Annotated in this window: 26 protein-coding genes; 13 read left to right on the forward strand and 13 right to left on the reverse strand. The window is 69.9% G+C overall.

Annotated elements, in window-relative coordinates; all coding sequences use genetic code 11:
• Window positions 1–31: 31 nt before the first annotated feature.
• Window positions 32–805 carry an IclR family transcriptional regulator gene (locus ACIBJH_RS11355; protein WP_399116601.1) on the forward strand — a complete coding sequence of 258 codons (774 nt, stop codon included), beginning with the start codon at window positions 32–34 and terminating at the stop codon, window positions 803–805.
• Window positions 802–1,644 carry an SMP-30/gluconolactonase/LRE family protein gene (locus tag ACIBJH_RS11360; protein WP_399116602.1) on the forward strand — a complete coding sequence of 281 codons (843 nt, stop codon included), beginning with the start codon at window positions 802–804 and terminating at the stop codon, window positions 1,642–1,644. The genes ACIBJH_RS11355 and ACIBJH_RS11360 overlap by 4 nt, the downstream gene beginning before the upstream one ends.
• A 58-nt stretch (window positions 1,645–1,702) precedes the next feature.
• Here the strand turns inward: ACIBJH_RS11360 and ACIBJH_RS11365 are convergent, their stop codons facing one another.
• On the reverse strand, window positions 1,703–2,326 hold the full coding sequence (locus tag ACIBJH_RS11365) for an NADPH-dependent F420 reductase (protein WP_399116603.1): 624 nt from the start codon (window positions 2,324–2,326) through the stop codon (window positions 1,703–1,705).
• 39 nt (window positions 2,327–2,365) lie between these two features.
• A complete protein-coding gene (locus tag ACIBJH_RS11370) occupies window positions 2,366–3,100 on the reverse strand; it encodes an SDR family NAD(P)-dependent oxidoreductase (protein WP_399116604.1) in 735 nt (244 codons plus the stop codon).
• Window positions 3,101–3,204: 104 nt separating this feature from the next.
• Between ACIBJH_RS11370 and ACIBJH_RS11375 the strand changes: the two genes are divergently transcribed.
• On the forward strand, window positions 3,205–3,819 hold the full coding sequence (locus tag ACIBJH_RS11375; RefSeq protein ID WP_399116605.1) for a TetR/AcrR family transcriptional regulator: 615 nt from the start codon (window positions 3,205–3,207) through the stop codon (window positions 3,817–3,819).
• A 218-nt stretch (window positions 3,820–4,037) separates the two neighbouring features.
• Here ACIBJH_RS11375 and ACIBJH_RS11380 read toward each other — a convergent pair whose 3' ends face one another.
• From ACIBJH_RS11380 to ACIBJH_RS11395, 4 genes are read right to left on the reverse strand one after another with little or no spacing between them, the layout of a single operon-like run.
• On the reverse strand, window positions 4,038–5,429 hold the full coding sequence (locus ACIBJH_RS11380) for an NAD(P)/FAD-dependent oxidoreductase (protein ID WP_399116606.1): 1,392 nt from the start codon (window positions 5,427–5,429) through the stop codon (window positions 4,038–4,040).
• A gap of 49 nt (window positions 5,430–5,478) precedes the next feature.
• Window positions 5,479–6,654 carry an MAB_1171c family putative transporter gene (locus tag ACIBJH_RS11385; RefSeq protein WP_399116607.1) on the reverse strand — a complete coding sequence of 392 codons (1,176 nt, stop codon included), beginning with the start codon at window positions 6,652–6,654 and terminating at the stop codon, window positions 5,479–5,481.
• Complete coding sequence (locus ACIBJH_RS11390) at window positions 6,651–7,823, reverse strand: MAB_1171c family putative transporter (protein WP_399116608.1); 1,173 nt, start codon at window positions 7,821–7,823, stop codon at window positions 6,651–6,653. The genes ACIBJH_RS11385 and ACIBJH_RS11390 overlap by 4 nt, the downstream gene beginning before the upstream one ends.
• The gene (locus ACIBJH_RS11395) at window positions 7,820–8,359 is read right to left on the reverse strand and encodes a toxin (RefSeq protein ID WP_399116609.1); all 540 of its coding nucleotides are present in this window, start codon (window positions 8,357–8,359) and stop codon (window positions 7,820–7,822) included. The genes ACIBJH_RS11390 and ACIBJH_RS11395 overlap by 4 nt, the downstream gene beginning before the upstream one ends.
• A 333-nt stretch (window positions 8,360–8,692) precedes the next feature.
• Between ACIBJH_RS11395 and ACIBJH_RS11400 the strand changes: the two genes are divergently transcribed.
• Genes ACIBJH_RS11400 through ACIBJH_RS11410 form a run of 3 tightly spaced genes read left to right on the forward strand, consistent with a single transcriptional unit; the run spans window position 8,693 to window position 11,367 of the window.
• On the forward strand, window positions 8,693–8,860 hold the full coding sequence (locus tag ACIBJH_RS11400; protein ID WP_399116610.1) for a hypothetical protein: 168 nt from the start codon (window positions 8,693–8,695) through the stop codon (window positions 8,858–8,860).
• A complete protein-coding gene (locus tag ACIBJH_RS11405; RefSeq protein ID WP_399116611.1) occupies window positions 8,857–9,825 on the forward strand; it encodes an arabinan endo-1,5-alpha-L-arabinosidase in 969 nt (322 codons plus the stop codon). The genes ACIBJH_RS11400 and ACIBJH_RS11405 overlap by 4 nt, the downstream gene beginning before the upstream one ends.
• A gap of 21 nt (window positions 9,826–9,846) precedes the next feature.
• The gene (locus ACIBJH_RS11410) at window positions 9,847–11,367 is read left to right on the forward strand and encodes an alpha-N-arabinofuranosidase (protein ID WP_399116612.1); all 1,521 of its coding nucleotides are present in this window, start codon (window positions 9,847–9,849) and stop codon (window positions 11,365–11,367) included.
• A 12-nt stretch (window positions 11,368–11,379) separates the two neighbouring features.
• Here ACIBJH_RS11410 and ACIBJH_RS11415 read toward each other — a convergent pair whose 3' ends face one another.
• Entirely contained in the window at window positions 11,380–14,355 is a 2,976-nt protein-coding gene (locus ACIBJH_RS11415) for a beta-galactosidase (RefSeq protein WP_399116613.1), read from the reverse strand.
• Window positions 14,356–14,473: 118 nt separating this feature from the next.
• Between ACIBJH_RS11415 and ACIBJH_RS11420 the strand changes: the two genes are divergently transcribed.
• Together ACIBJH_RS11420 and ACIBJH_RS11425 are read left to right on the forward strand one after the other, a co-directional pair.
• Window positions 14,474–14,932 (forward strand): Rrf2 family transcriptional regulator, encoded by a 459-nt coding sequence (locus tag ACIBJH_RS11420; RefSeq protein WP_019067053.1) that lies wholly within the window; start codon window positions 14,474–14,476, stop codon window positions 14,930–14,932.
• Between the two features lie 473 nt (window positions 14,933–15,405).
• Window positions 15,406–16,062 carry a DUF4360 domain-containing protein gene (locus ACIBJH_RS11425; RefSeq protein ID WP_399116614.1) on the forward strand — a complete coding sequence of 219 codons (657 nt, stop codon included), beginning with the start codon at window positions 15,406–15,408 and terminating at the stop codon, window positions 16,060–16,062.
• An 81-nt stretch (window positions 16,063–16,143) separates the two neighbouring features.
• Here ACIBJH_RS11425 and ACIBJH_RS11430 read toward each other — a convergent pair whose 3' ends face one another.
• The gene (locus ACIBJH_RS11430; RefSeq protein ID WP_399116615.1) at window positions 16,144–16,914 is read right to left on the reverse strand and encodes an intradiol ring-cleavage dioxygenase; all 771 of its coding nucleotides are present in this window, start codon (window positions 16,912–16,914) and stop codon (window positions 16,144–16,146) included.
• 146 nt (window positions 16,915–17,060) lie between these two features.
• Between ACIBJH_RS11430 and ACIBJH_RS11435 the strand changes: the two genes are divergently transcribed.
• Window positions 17,061–17,579: a hypothetical protein gene (locus ACIBJH_RS11435; protein ID WP_399116616.1), complete on the forward strand. Its 519-nt coding sequence runs from the start codon at window positions 17,061–17,063 to the stop codon at window positions 17,577–17,579.
• Between the two features lie 25 nt (window positions 17,580–17,604).
• Here ACIBJH_RS11435 and ACIBJH_RS11440 read toward each other — a convergent pair whose 3' ends face one another.
• Together ACIBJH_RS11440 and ACIBJH_RS11445 are read right to left on the reverse strand one after the other, a co-directional pair.
• Window positions 17,605–18,585 (reverse strand): catalase, encoded by a 981-nt coding sequence (locus tag ACIBJH_RS11440; protein WP_399116617.1) that lies wholly within the window; start codon window positions 18,583–18,585, stop codon window positions 17,605–17,607.
• A 7-nt stretch (window positions 18,586–18,592) separates the two neighbouring features.
• Window positions 18,593–18,997: a hypothetical protein gene (locus ACIBJH_RS11445; protein WP_399116618.1), complete on the reverse strand. Its 405-nt coding sequence runs from the start codon at window positions 18,995–18,997 to the stop codon at window positions 18,593–18,595.
• 85 nt (window positions 18,998–19,082) lie between these two features.
• Between ACIBJH_RS11445 and ACIBJH_RS11450 the strand changes: the two genes are divergently transcribed.
• Complete coding sequence (locus ACIBJH_RS11450) at window positions 19,083–19,481, forward strand: MerR family transcriptional regulator (RefSeq protein ID WP_399116619.1); 399 nt, start codon at window positions 19,083–19,085, stop codon at window positions 19,479–19,481.
• Window positions 19,482–19,489: 8 nt separating this feature from the next.
• On the opposite strand, the gene ACIBJH_RS11455 is transcribed toward ACIBJH_RS11450, so the two are convergent.
• The 3 genes from ACIBJH_RS11455 to ACIBJH_RS11465 are packed head-to-tail and all read right to left on the reverse strand — an operon-like array spanning window position 19,490 to window position 21,725.
• Complete coding sequence (locus tag ACIBJH_RS11455) at window positions 19,490–20,611, reverse strand: hypothetical protein (protein WP_399116620.1); 1,122 nt, start codon at window positions 20,609–20,611, stop codon at window positions 19,490–19,492.
• 47 nt (window positions 20,612–20,658) lie between these two features.
• The gene (locus ACIBJH_RS11460; protein WP_399116621.1) at window positions 20,659–20,904 is read right to left on the reverse strand and encodes a DUF397 domain-containing protein; all 246 of its coding nucleotides are present in this window, start codon (window positions 20,902–20,904) and stop codon (window positions 20,659–20,661) included.
• Window positions 20,901–21,725, reverse strand: coding sequence for a helix-turn-helix domain-containing protein (locus tag ACIBJH_RS11465; RefSeq protein ID WP_399116622.1), 825 nt, complete (start codon window positions 21,723–21,725; stop codon window positions 20,901–20,903). The genes ACIBJH_RS11460 and ACIBJH_RS11465 overlap by 4 nt, the downstream gene beginning before the upstream one ends.
• A gap of 130 nt (window positions 21,726–21,855) precedes the next feature.
• On the opposite strand from ACIBJH_RS11465, the gene ACIBJH_RS11470 reads away from it, so the two are divergent.
• The 3 genes from ACIBJH_RS11470 to ACIBJH_RS11480 are packed head-to-tail and all read left to right on the forward strand — an operon-like array spanning window position 21,856 to window position 24,117.
• Complete coding sequence (locus ACIBJH_RS11470) at window positions 21,856–22,326, forward strand: ATP-binding protein (RefSeq protein ID WP_399116623.1); 471 nt, start codon at window positions 21,856–21,858, stop codon at window positions 22,324–22,326.
• Window positions 22,327–22,333: 7 nt separating this feature from the next.
• A complete protein-coding gene (locus ACIBJH_RS11475; RefSeq protein ID WP_399116624.1) occupies window positions 22,334–22,663 on the forward strand; it encodes a hypothetical protein in 330 nt (109 codons plus the stop codon).
• A 59-nt stretch (window positions 22,664–22,722) separates the two neighbouring features.
• Entirely contained in the window at window positions 22,723–24,117 is a 1,395-nt protein-coding gene (locus ACIBJH_RS11480; RefSeq protein WP_399116625.1) for a DUF3500 domain-containing protein, read from the forward strand.
• Window positions 24,118–24,157 lie beyond the last annotated feature (40 nt).

Genomic DNA, 24,157 nt, shown 5'->3' on the forward strand with positions numbered 1-24,157 from the left:
AGTCGTTACGACTCTAAGAAGGGGGCCGGCTGTGGGACGCCTCGTACCTGCCGTGACCCGGGCTCTCGACATCCTTGAGCTCTTCCTCGACGGGGACGGCACGCTCTCCGCCCCCGACATCGTGCGCAAGCTGCAACTGCCGCGCACCACCGTGCACGAACTCGTCACCACTCTCTCCGCCCGGTCCTACATCGTGCCCGTGCCCGGACAACCCGGACGCTACCGGCTCGGAGTCCGTCCGTACCAGCTCGGGAGCCGGTACGCCGAGCAGCTCGACCTCGCCGCCGAGGGCCAGCAGGTCGCCCGATCCGTCGCCGAGACCTGCGACGAGACCGTGCATGTGGCCATCCTCGAAGGCACCGATGTCATCTACATCGCCAAGGTCGACTCCACGCACGCGGTGCGCATGGTGTCGGCGGCCGGCCGCCGGCTGCCCGCCCACTGCACCTCCGTGGGCAAGATGCTGCTGGCCTCCCTCCCCGAGCCGGAGCTGACCGCCCGCATCCCCGCGGGCGCGTCGCTGGTCGCGATGACGCCCAACAGCATCGTCGAGCCGGACGCCCTGCGCGCGGCCCTCGCCGAGATCCGGCAGCGCGGGGTCGCGGTCGAGAGCCGCGAGTCGAATCCGGACGTGTCCTGCGTGGCCGCACCGGTCCGGGACCGCACCGGGCAGGTCGTCGCCGCGCTCTCCATCTCCGTGCCCATGATCCGCTGGAGCGACGAGCGGCGGGACGAGCTGGAGCAGCTCGCCGTGAAGGGTGCGGCCGAACTGTCGGAGCGACTCGGACACCGGAGCGTGGCATGACGTACGAAGTGGCGGTACGGGCCGAGGCCACCCTCGGCGAGGGGCCGACGTGGGACGCGGCGGCCGGGCGGCTGATCTGGATCGACATCCTCGGCTCCAGGGTCCACACGTACGACCCCGCGACCGGCGCGCGCACGGTCAGGGTGACCGAACAGCACGTCGGCGCGGCGAAGCCCCGGGTCGGCGGGGGGCTGGTCCTCAATCTCCGGGACGGGGTCGGGCTCGTCGACCCCGCCGGTTCGTTCCGGTGGCTGCACCGGGACCCGGTCCCCGGGCGGCGCGCCAACGACGCGGCCGTGGCCCCGGACGGGGCGCTGTGGGTGGGCACCATGCGCTACGACGAGGCCGCGTGCGGCGGCACGTTGTCCCGGATCACCGGGGACGGGTCGGTCCAGCTGGTCCTCGACGACGTGGCCGTCAGCAACGGCACGGGGTGGAGTCCGGACGGGCGGCTCATGTACTACATCGACTCGCCCACGCGGCGGATCGATGTGTTCGAGTACGCGGACGGGCGGGTTTCGAAGCGGCGGCGGTTCGCCGAGATCGAGGACGGTGCCGGGTTCCCGGACGGGCTGACCGTCGATGCGGACGGGTGTGTGTGGGTGGCGTTGTGGGACGGGGGTGCGGTGCGACGGTATGCGCCGGACGGGGAGTTGGACCGTGAGGTCCGGCTGCCTGTTCCGCTGATCACCGCGTGCGCGTTCGGCGGCGCGGACTTGACCGACCTGTATGTCACCACGGCGCGAGTGGGGCTCAACTCCCCGCATCCTGTCGCCGGTTCGCTGTTGGTGGTGCCGGGGGCGGGGAAGGGGTTGGCTCAACCTGCCTTCGCGGGCTGAGAGTTGGGGGCGCTGACGACCGCCCGCCGGCGGGCGCCGCGTGCATGCCACCGTCGGCTCAGGCGGGAAGTTCCGTGACGCCGAGGGAGAAGTCCCAGCCCCCGACCCCGTTGCGGGCGAGACCCATGGTGAGCAGTCCCGCTCCTTCCAGCCAGTGCGCCATCTTCAGGCCGCCGGTGTCCATCGGGCGCATCCCGAGGCTCTTGATGAACTCCTCCACGGCCGCCTTGGCCCGCGCGTCGTCGCCGGCGATGAAGATGTCGGGGCGGCCGTTCTCCAGGACGTGGCGGAAGACGGTGTTGAACCCCTTCACCACACTGGCACCGGGCGGGGCCACCTTGGCGGCTTCCTGCGCGATCGAGGTGGCCTCGCGGTGGGTCAGACCGTCGAGCGCGGCATTGAAAGTGTTGCTGATGTCGACGACGACCTTGCCCGCGAGGGCGTCTCCGTAGTGGGCGACGGCCGGAACGACACCGTCGGCCAACAGGGCCATGATGACGATGTCCCCGGCCGGGACGGCGCCCCACTCTCCCGTCGTGGTGTCGCCGCCGAGTGTCTTGGCCAGGGCGGTGGACTTGGCGTGATCGCGGCCCATGACCTCGACGGTGTTGCCGCCCGCCATTGCCAGCGCGCCGATGGTGCGGGCCATGTTCCCGGTGCCGATGATGCTGATGCTGCCCATGGGATGTGCTCTCTTCCTGTGGTCGTCCGGTGTGTCGGTTCAGATCACCGTGGTGCCGCCGTCGGTGGTCAGTTCCAGCCCGTTCACATAACTTGAGTCGTCCGAGGCGAGGAACAGCGCGACCGTCGCGATCTCCTCGGGGCTGCCCATCGCGCCCCGCGGGATAAGGGACTCGAACTGCCGCTTCGTCTCCTCGTCGAACAGCTCTGCCTGCTTGGCCGTGGCGACCTGACCGGGGGTCAGTACGTTCACCCGGATCCGCCGGTCCCTCAGCTCGTTCAGCCACACCCGGGCCCAGGCCTGCTGCACGGCCTTGCTCCCCGCGTACACGCTCCATCCCGGGAAGCCCTTGAGCGAGGCGTTCGACCCGGTCATGAAGATCGAGCCGCCGTCGTTGAACAGCGGCAGCGCCTTCTGCACCGTGAACAGCGTGCCGCGCGCGTTCAGCGAGAACGCGCGGTCGAACTGCTCCTCGGTGATCTCGCCGAGCTTGCCCTGCTCGCCCGTGCCGGCACTCGCCCACAGCACGTCGATCGAGCCCTTCTCCCGCCTGACCGTCTCGTACAGGCGGTCCAGGTCGTCCAGGTCGGCCGCGTCACCCTGTACGGCGGTCACGTTCCGGCCGATCACCTTGACGGCGTCGTCCAGCGCTTCCTGCCGTCGGCCCGTGATGAAGACATGGGCCCCTTCCTCTGCGAACAGCTTCGCGCTGGCCAGCGCCATGCCGGTCGACCCGCCCGTGATCACCGCTACCTTGCCGTCGAGCTTTCCCACGATCCCTCCTTAGTACACCGAGTTGTGTACTTAACGTAGGTGCGATCGATCGGGAGCGCAAGCTAAGTACACCGATCGGTACCGAACGCGGCTATGATGAAGGCATGACGAAGTTGGAGAAGGGCCCCCAGGGCGTGCGTCGCGGGAGGGGCGCGCGTGAGCGCATCCTCGGCGCGTCACAGCGGCTGTTCCGCACTCAGGGCATCAACCGCACCGGCATGGACCAGCTCTGCGCGGAGGCCCAGGTCTCGAAGCGCACGGCCTACCAGCACTTCGCCGGCAAGGACGACCTGGTCGCCGAGTACCTGCGCCGATTCGACCCCGACGTCATGGCCGGAGTGTTCGACCGCACCGACCTCACGCCCCGCGAACGGCTCCTCGCCGCCTTCGAGTTGCCCGCGTCCGGCTCGGACGAGCTCACGCCCCTGTGCCCGTACATCGAGGCGGCCGTCGAGATCCACGACCCCCGGCACCCCGCGTCCCAGTACGCCCGCGACTACAAGCTCGCCCTCGCCGCGCGGCTCGCGGCGACGGCCCGCGAGGGCGGCGCCGCCGACCCCGAACAGCTCGGCGAACAGCTGGCGTTGCTCCTCGACGGCGCCTCGGCCCGCACCCGGGTCCTCAACGCCGAGTCCTTCCCCACCGCCGCCGCGATCGCCGCCGTCCTCATCGACAGGGCCCTCCCCGCGAAGGACCGGGACCGGGTGAGCGAAGGCTAGGAGCCCGCCAGGTCGGCCAGCGTCTTTCGTCCCGACCGGGTCATCGGCGGGCTGGGAAGCGGCGGCAGGAGTGGGCCGTTGAGGGCGGCCAGCTCCATGCTCGTCACTGCCGCGGGATGAGCGGGTGATCAGGCGGTCCGCGTTTCGGCCGCCGCCATTGCCGCTGTCCTCATCGAGAACGCCCTCCTGGCGGCGGACCGGGACCGGGGAAGCGAAGGCTAAAGGCCCGCCAGGTCGGCCAGTGTCCTTCGTTCCGACGGAGTCATCGGTGGGCCCGAAAGCGGTGGCAGGAGTGGGCCGTTGAGGGCCGCCAGCAGGGTGCCGGGGCGCATCAGCGTGGATGCGTCCGCCTCCATGCTTGTGACCGCTGCCAGTGCTGCCGCCGCCTTGTACGAACCCGTCGCCGACTTCAGGAGACGGCGGGAGTAGCCGGTGATCAGGCGGTCCGCCCTGGTCGGCTCGGGGCCCTTCGTCCCGGGGTACCAGATGTCCTGGCCCACCGCCATCGACCAGGCGCCCTCCACGGGGGCGGCGACTCCGCGCTGGACCTTGGCGGCCAGGCCGGGGGCGGTGAAGCCCTCGTGGTCCAGTTCGCGGGAGAGTATCTGTGCGCCGAGCGCGGCCACCGACATGCCTTGTCCGTAGGCCGGGTTGAAGGTGGCGAGGGCGTCGCCGAGGACGACCAGGCCGTCGGGCCAGTCCTGGACCTTCTCCAGGTGGCGGCGGACGTTTTTGCTGCTGTGGCTGGTGTGGATGTCCGTCAGGGGTTCGGCGCCGGAGACGAGGCTGCCGAGGATGGGGTGCGGCAGGTCGCGGATGTACTGGAGGAAGCCGTCCGGGTCGGCGGGCGGTTCGCCGCCGCGGGTGCCGGCGAGGCTGACCATCCAGCGGTCGCCCTCGATGGGCAGGACCATTCCGGCGCGGCCGGGCCGGGACTCGTACGGGTTCGCCTGGATGATCGTCAGGGGGAAGTGCTCGGCGCCCTCGGGGCGGCGGTAGATCCGGGTCGCGTTGACCAGGCCGGAGTCGACGGTCTTCTCGTCGATCCCGGTCACCCCGAGCGCTTCCAGCCAGCGCACGATCCGTGAGCCGCGGCCACTGGCCTCGACCACGAAGTCGGCGTCGAGTTCCGTGATCCCGGCGTCCGTCGAGATACGTACGCCGGTCACGCGCCGGGCGTCGCCGAGGAGGTCCAGGCCCCGGGCCGTACGGATCTCGGTCTTCGTGTTGGCCAGGACCGCCGAGCGCACCACCCAGTCCAGCAGCGCGCGGGTGCAGGTGAGCATCCGGGGGCCCTCGTGTTTCCAGCGGCGCAGCCAGCCCTCGGAGGTCAGGGCGAGCATGCCCGAGTTGAGGGAGATCTCGTGGGCGCCGGCGGCGAGCAGCTGGTCGCGCACGCTCGGGCCGGGCACGAGGTCGTCGATCGCGGCCAGGCCGCCGGACATCAGCAGATGGGCGTGGCGCCCCTGCGGGAGGCCCTTGCGGTGCTCCGGTCCGTCGGGCAGCTCGTCCCGGTCCAGGACGATCACCTCGTCCGTGTGGACGGACAGGGCGGCGGCGGCCAGCAGGCCGGCCAGACCGGCACCGACGACGACAGCTCTCCGCGGCATGGGGCTCCTCAAATCAGCCTGGAAACAGGGGTGTTCGCGCAACCATGGGTCAGCGCGGGGTGGCCTTCACCGTACTCTCCGGTACGGCCTTGGCGAGCCGCGACCGGGCGAGTGCCCGGGCCAGCTCGACAAGGCCGCAGGTGTCGGAGACCTCGGTGGCGTAGAGGCGGTAGGTGCTCGGCGTGCCGAAGGGCTCCTCGCGGGCGGCGGCGCGGCGGGCGGCGTCGGCCACCATCGCCGCCTCGGCCGCCACCCGGGCCTCGTGCGCGGAGCGGCCCTCGTGCAGGGCGGCGTCGCGGGTGCGTTCGCGGACCCGGTCGTCGAAGTACGGGGCGAGCGCCAACAGGCCGTCGTGGATGGACACTTCACGCCAGTGCAGCCGCATCCGGGGCAGCTGCCAGAGCGCGCTCGGCGGCTTCGGCGCGAGGGACGCGAACCGCACCTCCGACCACAGCGGGCCCAGCCCGCGCAGCGCGCCCAGGTCGCGCCGGTGCGCGCGTAACGTCGGCAGCAGCCTCGGCAGGGCGAAGCCCGCGGAGCAGGTCAGGGCGGCCAGCGAGGCCATCGGCGGGGCCACCGCGGTGGAGAGGAAGTCGAGGTCGTGACCGGTCCAACGGGCCACCACCGCCGTGTACTTGGTGAGCTGGAAGCCGACCACGTCCAGCAGGGTGCCGACGAGGATCAGCCGCAGCCCCGTCCGCAGCAGACCGGTGACCTCCCGGGCCCAGGAGACGCACACGGCGCACATGGCGAGGGTGGCCGCGCTGTGCCCGAGCAGGTAGAGCACGATCATCTCGCGCATGTAGGGCGTGTTGGCGTAGTACGTGTCGAGGTCGGTGAGCCGCTCGGTGCTCGCGTCGCCCAGCGCGAACAGCACGACGATGGCGACGATCAGCGCGCCGTAGGCGGCCATGCCGCGCAGCATCATGCGGCGGACGCGGGCGGGGGAGCCGCCGCGCCACTGGAACAGCAGGATCAGCAGGGAGCAGCTGTACGCGGAGATCATGCCGTAGGTGAGGGGGGCGCCGAAGTTCGGGATGCCGGTGAGGCTGTTGACCGCGCTCAGGGTCGTCGGCGCCGCGCAGATGAGGCCCAGGGAGCCGAGGACGATCGCCGCGCAGGTGGACACGGTCAGCGAGTCGCGCGGCGCGTTCGAGGGCCGGGCCAGCAGGGCGGTGCAGGAGAGCAGGAAGACGGCGGCGGCGAGATACACCATGAGGCTCATGCCCGCGTGCTCCCTTCCGTCGTACCGGCGCGGACCCGGGCGGCGGCGACGAGCGGGGACCGGGCCAGCGCGTCGGCGATGGGTACGAGGAGGGCGGTGCTGGGCGCCCGGTCCGGTGCGTCGGTGGGTGGGCGGTCCGGGTCGCCGCCGCGTTCCTCGGCCACGGCCGCGGCGACGACCGCCGCCCACGCGGTCGCCTCGGCCCGCTCCGCCTCTCCGGTCGTGCGCGCCGCGGTCTCCAGCGTCCGCTCGTACAGGGCCCGGTCGAAGAACGCGTCGAGGTGGCCGAGCGCGTTGTGGATGCTGGTCTGCCGCCACACCAGCCGGGTCGCGGGGGAGGAGAAGCGCGGCCGGGGCAGCCGTAGCGCACGGCGGGTGAGGAGTTCGGCCAGTTCGTGTTCGAGCGGTTCGAGGCGGGCGTACGTCCGCCGGGCCTGCCGGCGCTGGGTCAGCCGGGGGCCGGCCAGCGGGATCAGCACGCCGACGACGATCAGGACCGCGCCAAGCCCGGCGGCGGCCGGCGAGACGGTCGTACCGAGCTTCGTCCAGTCCCGTCCGAACCAACGGGCCGTCACCGCCGCGAACTTGGTCAGGCTGTACCCGGCGCCGCACAGCGAGCCGACGCCCAGCGTGACCAGGCCGGCGCGCAGCCAGCCGTGCACCTGCCGGGCCCAGCGCAGCGACGAGACCGTGGTGACGCTGACGGCGGCGAGGTGCCCGGCGAGATACAGCACGATCATCTCGGCGGTGAACGGTGTCGTCGCGTAGTAGGTGTCGAAGTCGGTGCGGCGCTCCACGGGGGTGTGGCCGAGCGCGAACATCACGGCGATGCCGACCAGGACGATCGTGTAGGTCACGATCCAGCGGCGGGCGGTGCGGTGGACGTGCGGTCCGCCCCGCCAGTAGACGATCAGGACCTGGGAGGACGCGCTGTACGCGGTGATCGACGCGTAGGTCAGCGGCGCGGCGAGGTTGGGGACGCCGCTGAGGTGGTTGATCGCGCCGACGGTGGGCGGCGCCCCGAGGAAGAAGCAGGCCCCGGCCAGGGCGAGCAGCACGCAGATGACCCGGAGATAGGGGTCGCGCCAGTGGCGTACGAGATCGGGGGCCTTGACCAGCATGCCCAGCCACAGCAGGCCGCAGCTGAGGTAGTTGATGAGGCCGCTCATTTTCTGGTCCCGCGGTAGTTGAGGGCGGCGCCGATGCGTCCGGCGACGCCCTGCTGCGTACCGTCGTCGGGCTCGGCGGGGCCGAACGGGGAGTCGGCGCCGGCCGCGGTCTCCAGCCAGGGGCGCAGCCGCCCGCTCATCAACATGCCGAACCGGTCCGCCTCTTGTTCGTCGGCGACGCTGAAGTCGGTGCGGGCGGCGACGGGCCGGGGGCCGCGTTCGGCGGTCAGCTGGGGAGGGCGCTCGGTGGTGCGCCGGTGCATGTGCCACACCTCGTGGCAGAAGATCACGATCTGGTGCCAGGCGGCGGCCCGTTTGTCGATGACGATGACGTCGTAGGTGTCGCCCTCCAGCCACAGTCCGCTGGCGGTGTGCGGCGGGAACACCTCGCGGCGCACCACGACTTCACGTCCCCGCCAGCGGATGACGGAGTCGACCAGCGCGTCGAACAGGGCCTCGGGATCGGCGGGGACGGGGACGCGCATGGGGTCGATGAGGGCGCCGGCGAGCCGCCTCATCTCCTTCTTCGTGCGCACCGCTGCAATATGCCAGGACATACGTCGACTCAGCCACCTCACTGTCGCCGCGGCAGCGGGAAACCGTCACCACGTCGAACGCTCCCTCGTCTCGCCGTCCGCCGCACAGCCGGTCCGAGGTTACGCGTCCACAACTGCCGTCGTCATGTCGTCCGGTGGCCGTTGTGGGACCGGGAACGACCGCTGTGTCCGGAAATCGACGCCGTGAATGAACGTTGCACTGTGCTCAACCCATTGACGTGGACGCGCTTCGAATTTACCGTCCCGTTCGAAGTTACGGGCGTTATACGGTATTTCGAACAGGATGGGACTCCTACCGGCAAGGGCAGGGACATGGGACCAGCCGACCTGAACCCCGGGCACCACCCGGCCGCGGCCGGCCCCGGCCGCGCGCCCGGCCGTCTCCCGGATCCCCGGGGCCCGGAACCGCTCGCCAACTACGGCGTGAAAGAAGCGGACGCGCGGCGGGCCGACGACTCACCGACGGAGGCACCGAGTTGAAGCACCCGAGACCGACGACCCTGCTCGCCGCCGCGGTGATCGCACTCCTCCCCGCCACGGCCGAGGCCGACACCGCCTACCCCGACCCACAGCCGGTCACCGGTCAGCAGATCATCCACGACCCCACGGTCATCCGCCTCAAGTCCGGTGGCTACGTGGCCTATTCGACCGGCGGCGTCATCGGCGCCCGCACCTCGAAGGACCGCGTCCAGTGGGACGACGCGGGCAACGCCTTCGCCACGCCCCCGAGTTGGTGGTACGACTACAACTCCACCGGCGACCCCTGGGCCCCCGACCTCTCCTACCGCGCGGGCCGATACTGGCTCTACTACGCCGTCTCCTCCTGGGGCACCAACCACTCCGCGATCGGCGTCGCCACCTCCCCGACCGGCCTCCCCGGCACCTGGACCGACCACGGCAAGGCCTTCACCTCGGAGACCACGGACGAGTGGAACGCCATCGACCCGGCGATCGTCCGGGCCGACGGAAAACTGTGGATGGCCTTCGGCTCGTACTGGACGGGCATCCGCATGGTCCGGCTCGACCCCGCCACGGGCAAGGCGATCCCGGGCGAGCCGGTCGCCCAACTGGCCACCCGCCCCGACGCCCCGTACGCCGTGGAGGGCGCGTATGTCCTGAAGCACGGCGCGTACTACTACCTCTTCGCGTCCTACGACGCCTGCTGCGCCGGCGTGAACTCGACCTACAAGATCCGCGTCGGCCGCTCGACGTCGGTCACGGGCCCGTACGCGGACAGCGCGGGCAAGCCGATGCTGTCGGGCGGCGGCGACCTGCTCCTCGCGACCCACGGCCGCTACATCGGCCCGGGCGGAGAGTCCGTCTTCCAAGACAAAAGTCAGTATGTCTTGGCATACCACTACTACGACGGAGAGGATTCAGGCATTCCGAAGCTGGGGCTCAACACCCTGAGCTGGACAAGAGACGGCTGGCTTCTTCTCAAGTAGGCACCCCTTCGAAAGGACCCCATGAGCACGCGCACCGCCCGCTTCACCCTCGACCCCGCCTTCACCGTCGGCGAAGTCAACCCCCGCCTCTTCGGCTCCTTCGTGGAACACCTCGGCCGCTGCGTCTACACCGGCATCTTCGAACCGGACCACCCCACCGCGGACGCGGACGGCATCCGCCGGGACGTCCTCGACCTGGTCCGCGAACTCGGCGTGACCGCCATCCGCTACCCCGGCGGCAACTTCGTCTCCGGCTACCGCTGGGAGGACTCGGTCGGCCCCGCCGAATCCCGCCCCCGCCGCCTCGACCTCGCCTGGCGCTCCACGGAGACGAACCGCTTCGGCCTCTCCGAGTACATCGCGTTCCTCAAGAAGATCGGCCCCCAGGCGGAGCCGATGATGGCCATCAACCTCGGCACCCGGGGCGTCGCCGAGGCCCTGCAACTCCAGGAGTACGCCAACCACCCCTCCGGCACCGCCCTCTCCGAGCAGCGCGTCGCCGACGGCGACAAGGAGCCCTTCGGCATCAAGGTCTGGTGCCTCGGCAACGAGATGGACGGCCCCTGGCAGACCGGCCACAAGACCGCCGAGGAGTACGGCAGGATCGCCGCCGAGACGGCCCGCGCGATGCGCCAGATCGACTCCGGTGTCGAACTCGTCGCGTGCGGCTCCTCCTCCCAGGCGATGCCGACCTTCGCCGCCTGGGAGTCGACGGTCCTCCAGGAGACGTACGACCTGGTCGACTACATCTCGCTGCACGCCTACTACCAGCCGCTCGACGGTGACCTCGACTCCTTCATCGCCTCCGCCGTCGACATGGAGTCCTTCATCGAGAACGTGGTCGCCACCGCCGACCACGTGGGCGCCCGCCTGAAGTCGAAGAAGAAGATCAACCTCTCCTTCGACGAGTGGAACGTCTGGTACACGGCGGACTGGGAGGAGCACACGAAGAACGCGGACCCGGCCGACTGGCCGGAGGCGCCGCGACTGCTGGAGGACAACTACAGCGTCATGGACGCCGTCGTCTTCGGCTCGCTCATGATCGCCCTGCTGCGGCACGCGGACCGCGTCACCGTCGCCTGCCTCGCCCAGCTCGTCAACGTGATCGCGCCGATCATGACCGAGCCCGGCGGCCCGGCCTGGCGGCAGACGACGTTCTTCCCGTTCGCGCAGGCCTCGAAGTACGGCCGGGGCCAGGTCCTGGACGTCCGCGTCGACTCCCCGACCCACGAGACGAAGCAGTACGGCGAGGCCGACCTGCTGCACGCCACGGCGGTGCGCGGCGAGGACGGTTCGGTCACGGTGTTCGCCGTGAACCGCAGCCGCACCGAGTCGCTCCCGCTCCAAGTCGGCCTGAACGGGCTCGACTTGACGTCGGTGGTCGAGCACAGCGCCCTCGCGGACGCCGACCCGGACGCCCGCAACACCCTCGACGACCCCGAGCGCGTGGCCCCGCACCGGGTCGAGGGCACCGCCCTCCAGGGCGGCACCCTGACCGCCGTACTGGAGCCGCTGTCCTGGAACGTGATCCGGCTGGCGTAGCTTTCAAAAAATCTAGCGGCCGGGGGAGGCCACCGGGGTCACCGGTACTCCTCCGGCCGCGCTGCCCAGCAGGGTCAGGCGTACGTCCTTCGGGCCCGCCGGTGTGGTGCCGTCGGACAGGACCGCCAGCGCGAGGGTGTTGGTGCCCCGTGTGCGGAGGATCCCGTTCGGCAGGGCGAAGGTGTGCTGCGGGCCGACGTCGTTGATGTACTGGCCCATGTTCCAGCCGTTCAGGAAGATCTGGACGCGGTAGGCGCGGGCCGGGTCGTCGTCGAGGACGAGGCCGATCGAGGCGTCGATGCCGGTGTCCACGGCGAGTTTGAAGGTGGTCCGGTACCAGGCCACGCCCTGCCGTTTGTCGGCGCGGGGGAGGGTGACGGGGTCCCAGCCGGAGTCCGGGAAGTCCGGCAGATGCCAGCCCTCGCGTTCGCCGTACAGGCCGCCGTTGTTCTGCGGGCCGCGCACCGGGTCGGGCGCCGTCTCGCCCTGGAGGCGCCAACTCACCTTCGGGGAGGCGCCCTTGAAGGTCACGGCGGTGAGGCCGCGGGCGACCTTGTGGGTGTCGAGGGCCTTGCCGTCCTGGTCGTGCTGCATCCGCCGGACCAGGACGGACAGGACGTGCGGACCGGTCGTGCGGAGCTTCTCCGGGACCGCGAGCGTCGGCTTGGCGGTCCAACTCCCTTGCCGCACGCTGCTGGTGGTCGGCACCGGCATCCGGTGGGTGCCGAGCGGTTCGCCGTCGAGCCAGGCCATCAGCAGCCCCTGCGTGCCGGTGCTGTAGGCGAGGGTCACCGACTCCAGGGCGTCGGCGGCGGCCGTGGTGAAGCGGCCCCGGTACCAGACGTCGCCGTAGTGGAAGCCGTAGTCGTCCGCGAAGAGCACGGGCTGTCCGGACGGGACGGCCGTCGTGCTGAAGGTCGAAGTCCTGTTCGCCACAGTCCACTTGGAGTCGTCGAAGGCGACCGCGGCCTCCTGGTTCTCCACCTTCCGCCGCCAGCCGTCGAGCACGGGGAGCGGTACCGCGGGCACTCCCGGCAGCAGCGCGTCAGGGTTCGAGCGCAGGCTGAACGCGTTGGTGACGGTCGCGGGCACGGGCTTGCCGTTCCAGGTGACCTCGGTGATCCCGCGCGGCCCCCACACCTCCAGGCCGGTCTCCGCGATGGTGTCGCCGGTCAGGTGGGCGGTCGTACCACTGACGGTGGCCTCGCGCAGCAGCGCCGGGCCGTAGACCAGCGCGGTGCCCGAACCGGTCTCGTAGGGCCACAGGCGTACGGAGCCGGCCTCGTCGGCGAAGACCAGCAGGAGGGAGTTGTCGACGCCGCCGCCCTGGACGAGGACCCGGGTCAGGCCGCCGATGCCGAGCGGGACGGTGACGTGCAGGATGCCGCGGTCCCACACCCACGCGGCCTGCGCGTCGAGCCGGGTCACCACCGGCTCCTCCGGGCACTCCACCACGGCGTGCGCCATCTCGCCGCGCTTCCCGGCGAACACGGCGATGTCCTGCCGTCCGGCGGTGAGGACCATCATCGGGGTGGCGGTCGAATACCTCAACTTGCGCCCACCCAGGGCGAGTTGCGTCACGAGGAGGCGGGCGTCCTGGGCCGGGACGGTGACCTCGATGTCGTCGTCGGCGGTCGACAGCGTCGAAGTCACCTCCGCCGCCGTGTCGTTGCGCAGGACGTAGACGTGGGATCCGGTGTCGGCGTTGGTGAGGTGGTACGCCTTCAGGCCGGCCACCGTGACGTCCGCCGCCCGGTCCAGCTTGGCGAAGTCGGGCACCGTCCGCAGCAGATGGCCCAGTTGGTGCATCGGGACGAGTTTCGGGGTCGGGTTGCGGCCCTCGTCGAAGGCGGCGCCGTAGTCGTACGACGTGTAGACGACCGGCGCCGGCAGCCAGCCCCACGAGGTGCCGCCGAAGGTCATGTAGACGTTGTGCAGGGTGAGTCCGTTGGCGAGGTTGGTGAGGTAGAAGCGCCGCTCGTACGCCGCGTCACGCGTCCGGCGCGACTCCGCGTACCCCTTCCCCTCGAACCAGGACCCGCCCCACGGATCGAACCAGCCGCCCCCGAACTCCGGTACGAAACCAGGGGTCTTGGGGCTGGCGGTCGCCCCGCCCTTCGCCCCGCCGATCCCGAAGTGGCCCCAGTCCGGCGGCGGTTGGGTCGGCGTCGGATAGCCGTCGAAGCCGTACAGCCAACCGCCCGTGTCGCCGCCGGTGTCGAAGGAGCCGGGGGTCCAATAGCCGTTGCGGCCCTTGTCGTTGTGGAACAGGGGGACGTCGATGCCGTCGGCGCGCACCTTCTTGTACAGGTGGGACATGTAGGCGGCGCCGTCCGGGTGGGTCACCTGGCCGTCGTACTCGTTCTCGATCTGGTAGAGCAGCACCGTGCCCGTGCCCTGGGTGAACAGGTGCTTGGCGACGATGGAGTTGACCTGGGTCAGCCACGCGTCGACGTGCGCGAGATACGTCGGATCGGCCGTCCTGGCGGTGCCCTTGGTGGCGGTCAGCCAGCCGGGGAAGCCGCCCGCGTCGATCTCCGCGTTGATGTACGGGCCCGGGCGCAGGATGACGTAGAGGCCGGTCTCGGCGGCCGTGCGCAGGAACAGGTCGAGGTCGCGGACGCCCGTGAAGTCGTAGCGGCCCTGGGCGGGGGAGTGGTAGTTCCACGAGACGTAGATGCTGACCGCGTTGTAGCCGAAGGCGCGCATCTTCTGCAGGACGTCCCGCCACAGGGACGGGCTCGGCAGCCGGAAGGGGTGCATCTCGCCCGACCACAGGACCAGGCGTCTGCCGTCGACGAGCAGGGAGTAGCGGTCGTAGCCGATCGTGTGCGGCAGCCCGTCCGCGCGCGGCGGGGCGGGGGGCGGGCCGGTCGGTACGACGTGCGCGGCGTAGGCGTCCGGGGAAGCGGCGCTGCCACCGCCCAGCGCGAGTCCGAGCGCGGCCGTACCCGCGAGGGTGCTGAAGGTACGCCTGCTCAGCTCCACTGGAAGCTCCTTTCGGGTCCGGACCGTCGGCGGCACGTGCGAAGCCATTTTCCGTGGTGATCCCGGGAGGCCGTCGTGCGGGGTCATTCTGTACGCCAGAACGGCCCACAATGGACGCATGAGGATCTCGGCACGGGCGGATTACGCGGTACGGGCGGTACTGGAGCTCGCCGTACGGGGTGACGACGGCCCGCTGAAGGCCGAGACCATCGCCACCACGCAGGGCATCCCGCACAAGTTTCTGGAGGGGATTCTCGGCGATCTCCGGCGCGCCGGGATCGTCGACAGCCGGCGTGGCGGGGGCGGCGGCTACCGGCTGGCGCGCGACGCGACCGCGATCACCGTCGCGGACGTCATCCGCGCGGTGGACGGCCCGATCGTGTCGGTGCGCGGCGAGCGCCCCACCGGCCTGGCCTACACGGGCTCCGCCGAACCTCTGCTGCCGCTGTGGATCGCGCTGCGGGCCAACGTCCGCAAGATCCTGGAGGGCGTCACGCTCGCGGACATCGCGGCGGACGCGCTGCCGGAGCCGGTACGGGCGCTGGCGGCGGAACCGGCGGCGTGGGAGAACCCGTAGCGGCGGGTCGCCCATCGTGCTGTGCGGGCTGCCGCTCTGGCGTACTCGGTCCGTGCCCGTCGCCGGGACGAGGCGAGGGGGCGGACCGAGTCCGAGTCCGCCGAAGGGCGGCAGCCCGTCAGGGTGACCGGCGATGGCCGGTCCGTGCGCTCCGATCAACCGCCTCCCGGTCACCTAGTGCCGACCTCGTGGACAGCGAAGTTACGGCCGTACCTGAAGGATTCCTTAATGTGCGGCTGTGAAGGGGCTGGGGACGGATCGGTCAACGCCTGCTTATTTCCACAGAGTTCACACACTGTGGAGGACGTGTGAAAGACGCAACTGTGAATGGCCTGAGTTCGCCCTGACCGTTCGCTGTGCGGCTTCCTACGATGCGAGCGCCCCGTCGGTCTTCACAGGAACTTCATTGGTTCTTCAAAGATTGATTCTTCGAAGACCTGGGGCACAGCCACCCCCCAACCCAAGGAGAAACCATGCCTGGTGGGCTCCTCCTGAGTGGTGCGGTCGCCGCACTGCTCGCCACCGCGCTGCCGACCGCGCAGCACTCGTCGTCGCCGGTCTTCGACGACCCGCCGCCGGACAAGATCGTCATCAACGTCGCCACCGTGAACGGTTCGGGCTGCCCGCAGGGCACGACGGCGGTCGCCGTCTCCGAGGACAACACCGCCTTCACGGTGACCTACAGCGCGTATCTCGCCCAGGTCGGCGGCAACTCCGACCCCACGGCGTTCCGCAAGAACTGCCAGCTCAACCTGGTCGTCCACGTCCCCCAGGGCTTCACCTACGCCATCGCGAGCGTGGACTACCGCGGCTTCGCCTCGCTCCAGCGCGGTGCGAGCGGCGCGCAGAAGGCCTCGTACTACTTCCAGGGCTCGTCGAGCACCGTGGCCAAGAACCACCCGTTCAGCGGCCCCTACGACGACAACTGGCAGGCGACCGACAGCACCGACTGGGCCCAACTGGTCTGGGCACCCTGTGGAGTTCAGCGCAACTTCAACATCAACACGGAGCTGCGGGTCGCCGCCGGCACCTCGTCGTCCAGCGCGGTCAGCTTCATGACCATGGACTCGACGGACGGCGACATCAGCACGATCTACCACATGGCGTGGAAGGAGTGCCCGGCCTCCTGAGATGAGGTGGGGGTGGCCCGTGTCGCACCGCGGGCCACCCCCCTTGGGCTCTTGGGCTCTTGGGCTCTTGGGCCCTCGGGCTCAGCTCTGCTGGACGCCGAGGGTGAGGGTGCCCGTGTAGCCGGACGAGGTCGAACTCCCCAGCGCGGTAAGGGTCATGAGGCCGGACGCCGCGCCTCCGTCGTCGTAGATCGAGTCCTGGGCGAGGGTGGTGCGGGTGACCGTGTTGGTCGAGTACGGCGAGATCTTGGCGACGGCGGTGGTGATCGTCTCGTCGATGAACAGCTGGCCCGTGTGGAGTTCGCTGCCGCCGGTGAACGAGCCGTTCGAGGTGAGGGTGACGCCGGTGTGCACCTTGACGTGGATGTGCACGCAGCGGCCCCGGTACCAACCCGGGTAGATCGTGGTGATGTTGGCGAGTCCGGCGGAGTTCGTGAGGACGCCGCCGCGCAGGAAGGTGCCGTCGTCCGGTTCGCTGTGGCCGTTGTTGCCGACGTAGCCGGAGTACTCGCCGAGCGCGTCGCAGTGCCAGATCTCGACGAGGGCGTTGGGGATCACGGCGCAGGTGCTGTCGTTCACGACGGTGAGGGCCAGCTTGAGCGGGATGCCGGCCTTGCCCTCGGTCACGTTGGCGCGGACCAGGGCGCCGTCGAGGTAGTAGGGGCCTTCGGTCATCTCCTTCGTGAGGGTGCAGACTGCCGCCGCGGCGGCGGGAGTTGTGCCCGTCGCGGCGGTTGTGGGGGCCTCGGGCGCGGCGGCGCCGACGGCCAGTACGGCGGCCGTGGTGCCGGTGGCGATCAGTACGGTGCGGCGCCCGATCGGGTTGGTTCCTGCTCCTGAAGTGTCTGTCATGGACACGGCACCTTAGGTAAGGATCCTGTTGGTCAGCTGTGGGGTTGGTAAAGTGATACTTCGTCAAGTTCCTTGCAAGACAGGGGACATGGTCTTTGCCGATACCTGCCTCCTGCCGGCTCGATGGCTCGGGAGAGGATCGCAGGGTGAACGACTTCGACTCCCGCCGCGCCGAACCCGGCGAGTTCCCGCGCCTGAGCGCCGCACTGGTCGCCGTCAACCGTGACTTCGCGGCGATCTTCCCCGACCGGGAGCCGCTGGTCCTGATGGTCTGGGGCGGGGACGAGGACCTTGGCACGCAGGTCTACGTCGCCCTGGCCGACGGCACCTCGCAGGGCAACGGTCTGTCCGAACCCGAGGATGCCGACGCCGATCCTCTCGTCCATGTCGCGGACGCGGCGCAGGAGACCGTGGTCGAACTGCTCTGGCAGGCCTGGCCGGTGTGCCCGTTCCACAAGCTCGGCACGCATCCGCGTCCCGAGGGGACGACGGCCGACTGGGAGTACGGGGAGAGCTGGGGCCCGGGGGTGGTGTGGTGGTGCCGGGGTTATCACGGCGGCGACTGCCACGACCTCGCGTCGGTGGGCGAACTGGCCGGTGCCCTGCCGGGCAAGCAGCGGCGGGAGGCGCGGCGCAGGGAGCGGAAGCGGGGCAGGGCCGGATGATGCCGCGGCCCCGCTTCACCCCACGTCAGGGAGCCAGGCGGCGGTCGGCCGAGACGGAGTAGGCGTGGCGGCGGAAGGTCACCATCTCGTCGTCGGAGAGTTCCACGCCGGGGGCGAGGCGGGTGGGGTCGAAGACCTGCTGCTGCCAGTGGTCCTCGCGGGCCGAGCGGGCCGTCACGTGCAACTGCCCGGCCGGGATCAGCGGGCGGTGTTCGGGCCAGGCCTGTGAGGGGTCGTGGGTCGGGTCGGTCGGGTCCGCTAGCTGGAAGACCAGGGTGAAGGAGAGGGGGCCGGTCGTGAGGCGGGAGTCGAGGTCGCCGATGAGGAAGTCCGGGGGCAGCGTCTCGCCGTACGCCGAGTCCAGTTCCACTTCGCCGAGTTGGGGCACGAGACGGTAGCGGAACGGCCTGCGCTCACCCGCCTCGTCCACCAGCACGAAGGCGTGCAGCCCGTCGTAGCGGGCGGTGGCGAAACTGGCGGGCGCCTGCTGACCCGCGAAGGACTTCAACGCCCCCCGGCTCTCCGGGTGTTGGGCCAGCACGGTGGCGAACTTCCCGGCCGCCGCCAGCTTCCCCTTCGCCCGGTCGGCGAGCCCGCCCTCCGTACCGGCCTTGCCCAGCGCCTCGACGAGGTCGATGAACCCCTCGGGATTGTGACTCGGAAAGACCCGGAAGGTGGCCGCCACCAGATCCATGACGCCCTTGTGCGCATCGTCGAGGAACTTCACGGCCATCCCGCGTACGCCGCGCGCCCGGTCGTCGGCGTCGTAGCGGCCCGACCCGTTGGAGAACCGTACGACCGCCTCGGACTCGGCGGTGAGACAGGCGGCGGTCGTCCACCGGGAGACCTGTCCGCTGGGCACGAAGCGCGCGTCGTAGACGGCGCCGCGCGCGTGCAGGCGGCGGTCGTGCGGGCGGGGTGGCGCCGCGGCCTCGATGCGGTCGACGGCCTGTGCCGCGGTCATGCCGTCCTTGGTGACCGAGGAGTCCTGCGATGACTGAGCCATGCCCGCATCATCGCACCAGCGGCTCCCGCAACTCCGTTCCCCGCCGCCACCACGGCGCCAGTTGGAGCACGCCGAACAACGCCTCCACCCCCAGGAACAGCCACAGGAACCGCGGGGCGCCCTGCGCGAGGGCGTACCCCTGCCAGGCGGTGAACAGCACACGGGCCACCCCGTCGAGCAGACCGTGCAGAGCAAGTGGCCGGACGAGCCGCAATACGGCCCAGACCACGACCACCGACCCCATCAGATTCGCGTACAGGGTCTGTATCGGGTCGAGTTCGGGCAGCGCGCCCAGCGACGACAGTGCGTTGTGCACCAGCGCGTACGTCCACGGGGTCGCGAAGCCGGCGGTCACGACGAGGTCGTACCAGGCACTGGCCCGCACGACCCGGAGATAGGGGGTGATCGTCATGCCGCCGACGCTAAACAGTGGAGTGGGGTCCAAGGTCAAGCCATCGAGCCATCGAGCCATCAAGCCATCAAGCCATCATGAGGGCATGCGAATTGGGGAGTTGGCGACACGGGTGGGCCTGAGCAAGGATGCCCTCCGGTTCTACGAACAGGTGGGCATCCTGACGAGCGAGCGGCTGGCGAACGGGTATCGCGACTACTCGCCCGAAGCCGTGCCCTGGCTCGAATACGTCCGCACGGCACAGGCCCTCGGCTTCACCCTGGCCGAAATCGCCGAGCAGGGTGAGCAGTTGACCGAGGCCCCTGACCAAGCGGCGGCCCTGTCCGCCCTGTTCGCCGACAAGATCAGCCTCATCGACGCTCGCATGGCCGAACTGGCCGCCCTCCGCGCCGAGTTGACGGCTCGCGTCGGCACCGACTGCCCCCTGCGCAAGCAGCCGCAGCCCGTGGCGAGGGTGGGCAGACGGTCAGGATTCCCGGGGTGACGGCGTACTCACTGGAGCGACGGGTGTGAGGTCGTGCGCACGGTCCACGGTTCCGGGTCCATGCGTACCGAGTCCAGTGTCATCCCCGCGAGGAGACCCAGTGCCCCCGAGACCACGCCGAGCAGCAGGGCGGCCCAGCCGGGGACGACATCGAGCAGAAACGGCAGCGCGAAGAGGGCGCCGACCGCCGCGATACGCAGATGCGAGGCGTGCACGCCCGGGAGGTACCGGGTGGGCCGGGGCAGCGGCGCGACGGCGAGCGCGGGCTCCGTCTCCCGCAGCGGCGCGGCACCGTCGCGCAGGAAGGGCGCGTAGTCCTCCTCCGTGGTCTGCCCCCAGACCACATGACCTGAGTCGGAGACGAACGCGGCGGGGACCAGGCGTTCCTTGTTGGTCCCGGCGATGTCCCGCCACCGGGTGGGCCAGCACAACCACCCGCCGTGGCCGCCGAGTTGGGCCACGGCGTTGGCGAGGTGCTTGTCGCCGACGGCGCTGCTGTGACCGGCCCGCATGGCCCGGAGCCGCACGGTCGGCTGCTCACCGATCAGCTCGACGCCGTAGTTGGTCCTGGCGGCGATCTTGCCGACGCCCTGCCCTGTCGGATACCGGTACGTCTCCCGCACCGGGGTCCCGAACCGGACACGGACCGCGTGCACACCACCCTTGGCGGCGTCCTCCTTGAGCATCCGCTGCATGGGGCCGAGGTAGCTCTGCAGCAGGGAGAGAAGACACAGGGACGTTATGACGGCGACGATGGAGGTGAGCAGGCAGTACACCGCACCGAGAGTCGAACCCCGGCCGCCGTAGGCGCTGTTGGCGGCGGCGAAGGGTGCCCAGACGACGAGGTAGGCCGTGGCGACGAGCCCCCAGTCCCGCCGTACCGTACCCAACTTGCCGGGTATCGCCTCCGGAGGAGGACCGGTTGTCGGCAGCTGTTTCACGAGCGGCGCGGCCCGGCAGGCAACCAGCCACCCCACGACGAACGCCCCCGCGAGGGCCAACGGCACGAGGATGTCCAGGCGCACGTGGTGCGGGTCGTACTGGAACGCCGCCGCACCCCAGGCGACGGCCGCCGACAACAGGGCCGCCGCGCCGAGAGTTCTGGCGAGTGGCGTGGAAACGTGCTGCATGTGATCTCCCCCCGGACCATGGTGCGGAGATCATATGCGGCGTTTGATCAGACGGTGCGGATGAATTCCGTCCAGGTGGCGGGGGCGAGGGCGAGTTGGGGGCCCTGGGGGTTCTGGTTGTTCTTGGAGTCGCGGATGTGGATGGTGGAGGGGCAGGCGGCGATCTCTACGCAGTCGCCAGAAGCGCTGCTGCTGTAGCTCGACTTGTGCCAGGAGAGGGCGACTTCTACGCAGTCGCCGGAACCGCTGCTGCTGTAGCTCGACTTGAACCAGGTGAGTTCGCTGCTGCTCATAGCGCTCCTCGTATCCGCTGCAACAGGCTCACGGAGTCTTCGGGAGTGAGAGCCTGTGAACGCATCCTGGCATACCGCTGTTGGAGCACGCTGACCACTTTCGCTTCGGAGATCAACTGCCCGCTCTCCGGAGCCTCGGTGTAGGCGAACCACTTGTTCTCCGGGGTTTCCAGCAACTGGACGGCACCGTGCAATCCGGCATGTGACTCGCGCAGCAGCGGCATGATCTGGATCTCGACGTTCCGCAGCCGTGCGACCTCAAGGATGTGGTCGATGAGCTCCCGAGTGACCGCCACCCCGCCCGTCTGCCGTAAGAACAGCTGCTCTTCGAGGATGAAGCTGAACGCAGTGTTTGGTCGTTCTCGCAGCAGCCGTTGCCGCTTCGCCCTTTCCACCCACTGGGCTTCGACCTGCTTGTCGTCCAGCGGCGGCAGTTCATCCGCGAACAGCTGTCGCCCGTACGCTTCGGTCTGCAACAACCCCGGAATCATCCGGCATTCGTACGTGTACAGCGTGATTGCGGTCTTCTCCTTGTGCGCCCACTTGCGGAACCAGGACGCCAACCCCGGCCGCCGCTCAAGGTGTTCCGCACCTCGCCGTACCGCCCCGGTGTCGCCCAACACCGGCTCCGACCGTTCCACGAACAACGTGTCCGGCATTCGCCTCCCCAACTCCACCGACTCCACGGTGTGTTTGGAGTATTGAATCCGCCGTCCGAACTCCTCCCGACTAAGCCCCGCATGCTCCCGCAACGCCTGCAACATCGCCCCGAACGTCCGCAGGCTGTCGGACGCCTCCGGCTCGCCGCTGCCCTCGACCATGGTCACCCACCTCCCGCGCACATGGTCACGGAACGTAGCGCGTACTGTCCAGCGGGTGACCCCGTACGCTCGCGCAGCGTACGGGCCCGGAGCCTGGTGAAGTGCCCTTCCCGAACGTCACATTGGGCACATGACCACCCAGCCAACCGTCACCGTACACACGTTCAGTCAGCGCCTCAGCCCCACTCCCCGCGGTGCCCGTCTCGCCCGTCACCTCGCCCTGAACCAGCTGCACGCCTGGGGCATCCCGCACGGCAGCGACGCCTCCGACGCCGTCGCCGTGATCGTCGCCGAACTCGCCGCCAACGCCGTGACCCACGGACGCGTACCGGGACGGGACTTCGAACTGCGGCTCTCCCTCGTCACGGGGAGTGTCCGGATCGAGGTCACCGACACCCGCAGCGGACCGCGTCCGCCGGGACCCGGGGCCGTACGACAACCCGAGGCGCTCGCCGATTCCGGGCGCGGGCTCGTGCTCGTGGACACGCTCGCCGACCGTTGGGAGGTGCTGGACCGGGCGCCGCTGGGGAAGACCGTCCGCGCGGAGGTCGACGTGCCGCCCTGGTTGTCCCGTTTCCAAGTAGCCCCACCGGTGCGATAATTGGCCAGTGCTCATAGCCCTGAACGTGCTGCTTTTCGTCGCCGCCTTCTTCTGCCTCGCCGTGGGCATCACGGCCGTCACGTCGCTGCGGGTGCTTCCCTGGTTGGTCGGCAAGGTGATCAGGCCTCGGCTGTGGGGTGCCGGATACATCTTGTTCGGCGTCGTCGTCCTGTACCACGCGGTGGTCGCGCTGGTGCCTGTCGACCCGGCGGTCGCAATGGTGCTGACAGCCGTCACCACGGCGACGGCTCTCGGCGGCCTCGGGATGATGATGTTCGCCCAGCGGGTCGGCCGGGGGACGCCGTCGCTCCCCATCGGGCCCGGCGCCACCGAGTAGCGTTCTCCTCACAGGTTCCGGACAAGAACACTTCAGGTTCGGCGGGGACTCTGATCCCCATGCATGGACACCGACCCCACACCCCCGCATCCGAGCGCAGCCGCCGCTGGTTCATGAACAAGGCGCTGCTCGCCGGAGGCGTCGCCGCCATGGCGACCATGACCGGATGCTCCAACGACTCGTCGGACACGGCGAGTTCGTCCTCCGCCGCACAGTCCGGCGCCCCGAGCGGTATGCCCTCGGGCGGGCCCGGAGCCGGTGGGGGAGGGGGCGGCGGTGGCATGGGGCCCGGGGTTTCCCAGGTCAAGTACAAGGACGTCAAGGGCGTCACCACCGACGGCACGGTCGTCGACGACCTGTTCACCATCCACTCGACCGGCGTCTCCACGGACGGACTGGTCAAGGCGGCGCAGGCGTTCCTCGACGGGCTCTCCGCGAAGGAGCGCAAGTCCTGCACGTTCGACATCGACGCCGACGAGTGGACGGCCTGGAGCAACGTCGACGGCTACGCCCGCAAGGGCGTCCGCATGGGCGACCTGACCGAGAAGAAGCGCAACCTCGGGTTCGCGCTGCTCGGCGTCGCGCTCTCCGCCGACGGTCTCACCCAGACCCGCAACATCATGAAGCTCAACCAGTTCCTGGGCGACTCCAACGGCGGCAACCAGAAGACCCTGACCGAGGGCCACTACTTCTTCACCTTCATGGGTACCCCGTCGACCACCAAGCCCTGGGGCTTCCAGTACGAGGGTCACCACGTCGCCGTCAACTACTTCGTGCTCGGCGACCAGGTCGTGATGACCCCGACCTTCATGGGCTCCGAGCCGACCACGGCCACGTACAAGGGCGAGAAGATCACCCTGTTCCGGCCGGAGACGACGGCCGGCCTCGCGATGATCCGCTCCCTCACGAAGGCGCAGCTCGCCAAGGCGGTCTCCTCGCAGGGCAACGGCAACGAGGACATGAAGGCCGGCGCCGGCTCGGACAACCTCAAGCTCGCCTACGAGGGCCTGCGCGGCTCCGAACTCACCGCCGCGCAGCGGAAGAAGCTGCTGGCCGTGGCCCAGGTGTACATCGGCTACATCAACGAGGGGCACGCCGAGGTCAAGATGACCGAGGTCGAGAAGCACCTGGACGACACGTACTTTTACTGGATGGGCGAGACGAAGGACGACTCCGCCTTCTACTACCGCATCCACAGCCCGGTCGTGCTCATCGAGTACGACGCCCAGGCCCCGCTCTTCTACCACGAGGCCTCCTCGGCCAGCCCGAGCGCGAGCGCGAGCGCCAGTGCCAGCGCGAGCCCGAGTGCCAACGGCGGTGGCCCTCCCGGCGGCGGTATGGGCATGGGTGGCGGCACCCCGTCCCAGGAGCACATCCACACCATCATCCGCACGCCCAACGGCGGCGACTACGGAGTGGACCTGCTGAAGCTGCACCTGGACAACGACCACTGACATATGCCCAATTGGGCCTTAAGGGCTATTTAGTCATTAT

Source organism: Streptomyces sp. NPDC050548 (assembly GCF_044457385.1).
GTDB lineage: Bacteria > Actinomycetota > Actinomycetes > Streptomycetales > Streptomycetaceae > Streptomyces.

What these genes read in the sequence shown, in the direction of transcription:
- ACIBJH_RS11360 (WP_399116602.1), top strand. Translation starts at nt 802, where the DNA reads ATGACGTACGAAGTGGCGGTACGGGCCGAGGCCACCCTCGGCGAGGGG.
- ACIBJH_RS11365 (WP_399116603.1), bottom strand. Translation starts at nt 2,326, where the DNA reads ATGGGCAGCATCAGCATCATCGGCACCGGGAACATGGCCCGCACCATC.
- ACIBJH_RS11375 (WP_399116605.1), top strand. Translation starts at nt 3,205, where the DNA reads ATGACGAAGTTGGAGAAGGGCCCCCAGGGCGTGCGTCGCGGGAGGGGC.
- ACIBJH_RS11380 (WP_399116606.1), bottom strand. Translation starts at nt 5,429, where the DNA reads ATGCCGCGGAGAGCTGTCGTCGTCGGTGCCGGTCTGGCCGGCCTGCTG.
- ACIBJH_RS11385 (WP_399116607.1), bottom strand. Translation starts at nt 6,654, where the DNA reads ATGAGCCTCATGGTGTATCTCGCCGCCGCCGTCTTCCTGCTCTCCTGC.
- ACIBJH_RS11390 (WP_399116608.1), bottom strand. Translation starts at nt 7,823, where the DNA reads ATGAGCGGCCTCATCAACTACCTCAGCTGCGGCCTGCTGTGGCTGGGC.
- ACIBJH_RS11400 (WP_399116610.1), top strand. Translation starts at nt 8,693, where the DNA reads ATGGGACCAGCCGACCTGAACCCCGGGCACCACCCGGCCGCGGCCGGC.
- ACIBJH_RS11410 (WP_399116612.1), top strand. Translation starts at nt 9,847, where the DNA reads ATGAGCACGCGCACCGCCCGCTTCACCCTCGACCCCGCCTTCACCGTC.
- ACIBJH_RS11420 (WP_019067053.1), top strand. Translation starts at nt 14,474, where the DNA reads ATGAGGATCTCGGCACGGGCGGATTACGCGGTACGGGCGGTACTGGAG.
- ACIBJH_RS11425 (WP_399116614.1), top strand. Translation starts at nt 15,406, where the DNA reads ATGCCTGGTGGGCTCCTCCTGAGTGGTGCGGTCGCCGCACTGCTCGCC.
- ACIBJH_RS11430 (WP_399116615.1), bottom strand. Translation starts at nt 16,914, where the DNA reads ATGACAGACACTTCAGGAGCAGGAACCAACCCGATCGGGCGCCGCACC.
- ACIBJH_RS11440 (WP_399116617.1), bottom strand. Translation starts at nt 18,585, where the DNA reads ATGGCTCAGTCATCGCAGGACTCCTCGGTCACCAAGGACGGCATGACC.
- ACIBJH_RS11445 (WP_399116618.1), bottom strand. Translation starts at nt 18,997, where the DNA reads ATGACGATCACCCCCTATCTCCGGGTCGTGCGGGCCAGTGCCTGGTAC.
- ACIBJH_RS11450 (WP_399116619.1), top strand. Translation starts at nt 19,083, where the DNA reads ATGCGAATTGGGGAGTTGGCGACACGGGTGGGCCTGAGCAAGGATGCC.
- ACIBJH_RS11455 (WP_399116620.1), bottom strand. Translation starts at nt 20,611, where the DNA reads ATGCAGCACGTTTCCACGCCACTCGCCAGAACTCTCGGCGCGGCGGCC.
- ACIBJH_RS11460 (WP_399116621.1), bottom strand. Translation starts at nt 20,904, where the DNA reads ATGAGCAGCAGCGAACTCACCTGGTTCAAGTCGAGCTACAGCAGCAGC.
- ACIBJH_RS11465 (WP_399116622.1), bottom strand. Translation starts at nt 21,725, where the DNA reads ATGGTCGAGGGCAGCGGCGAGCCGGAGGCGTCCGACAGCCTGCGGACG.
- ACIBJH_RS11470 (WP_399116623.1), top strand. Translation starts at nt 21,856, where the DNA reads ATGACCACCCAGCCAACCGTCACCGTACACACGTTCAGTCAGCGCCTC.
- ACIBJH_RS11480 (WP_399116625.1), top strand. Translation starts at nt 22,723, where the DNA reads ATGCATGGACACCGACCCCACACCCCCGCATCCGAGCGCAGCCGCCGC.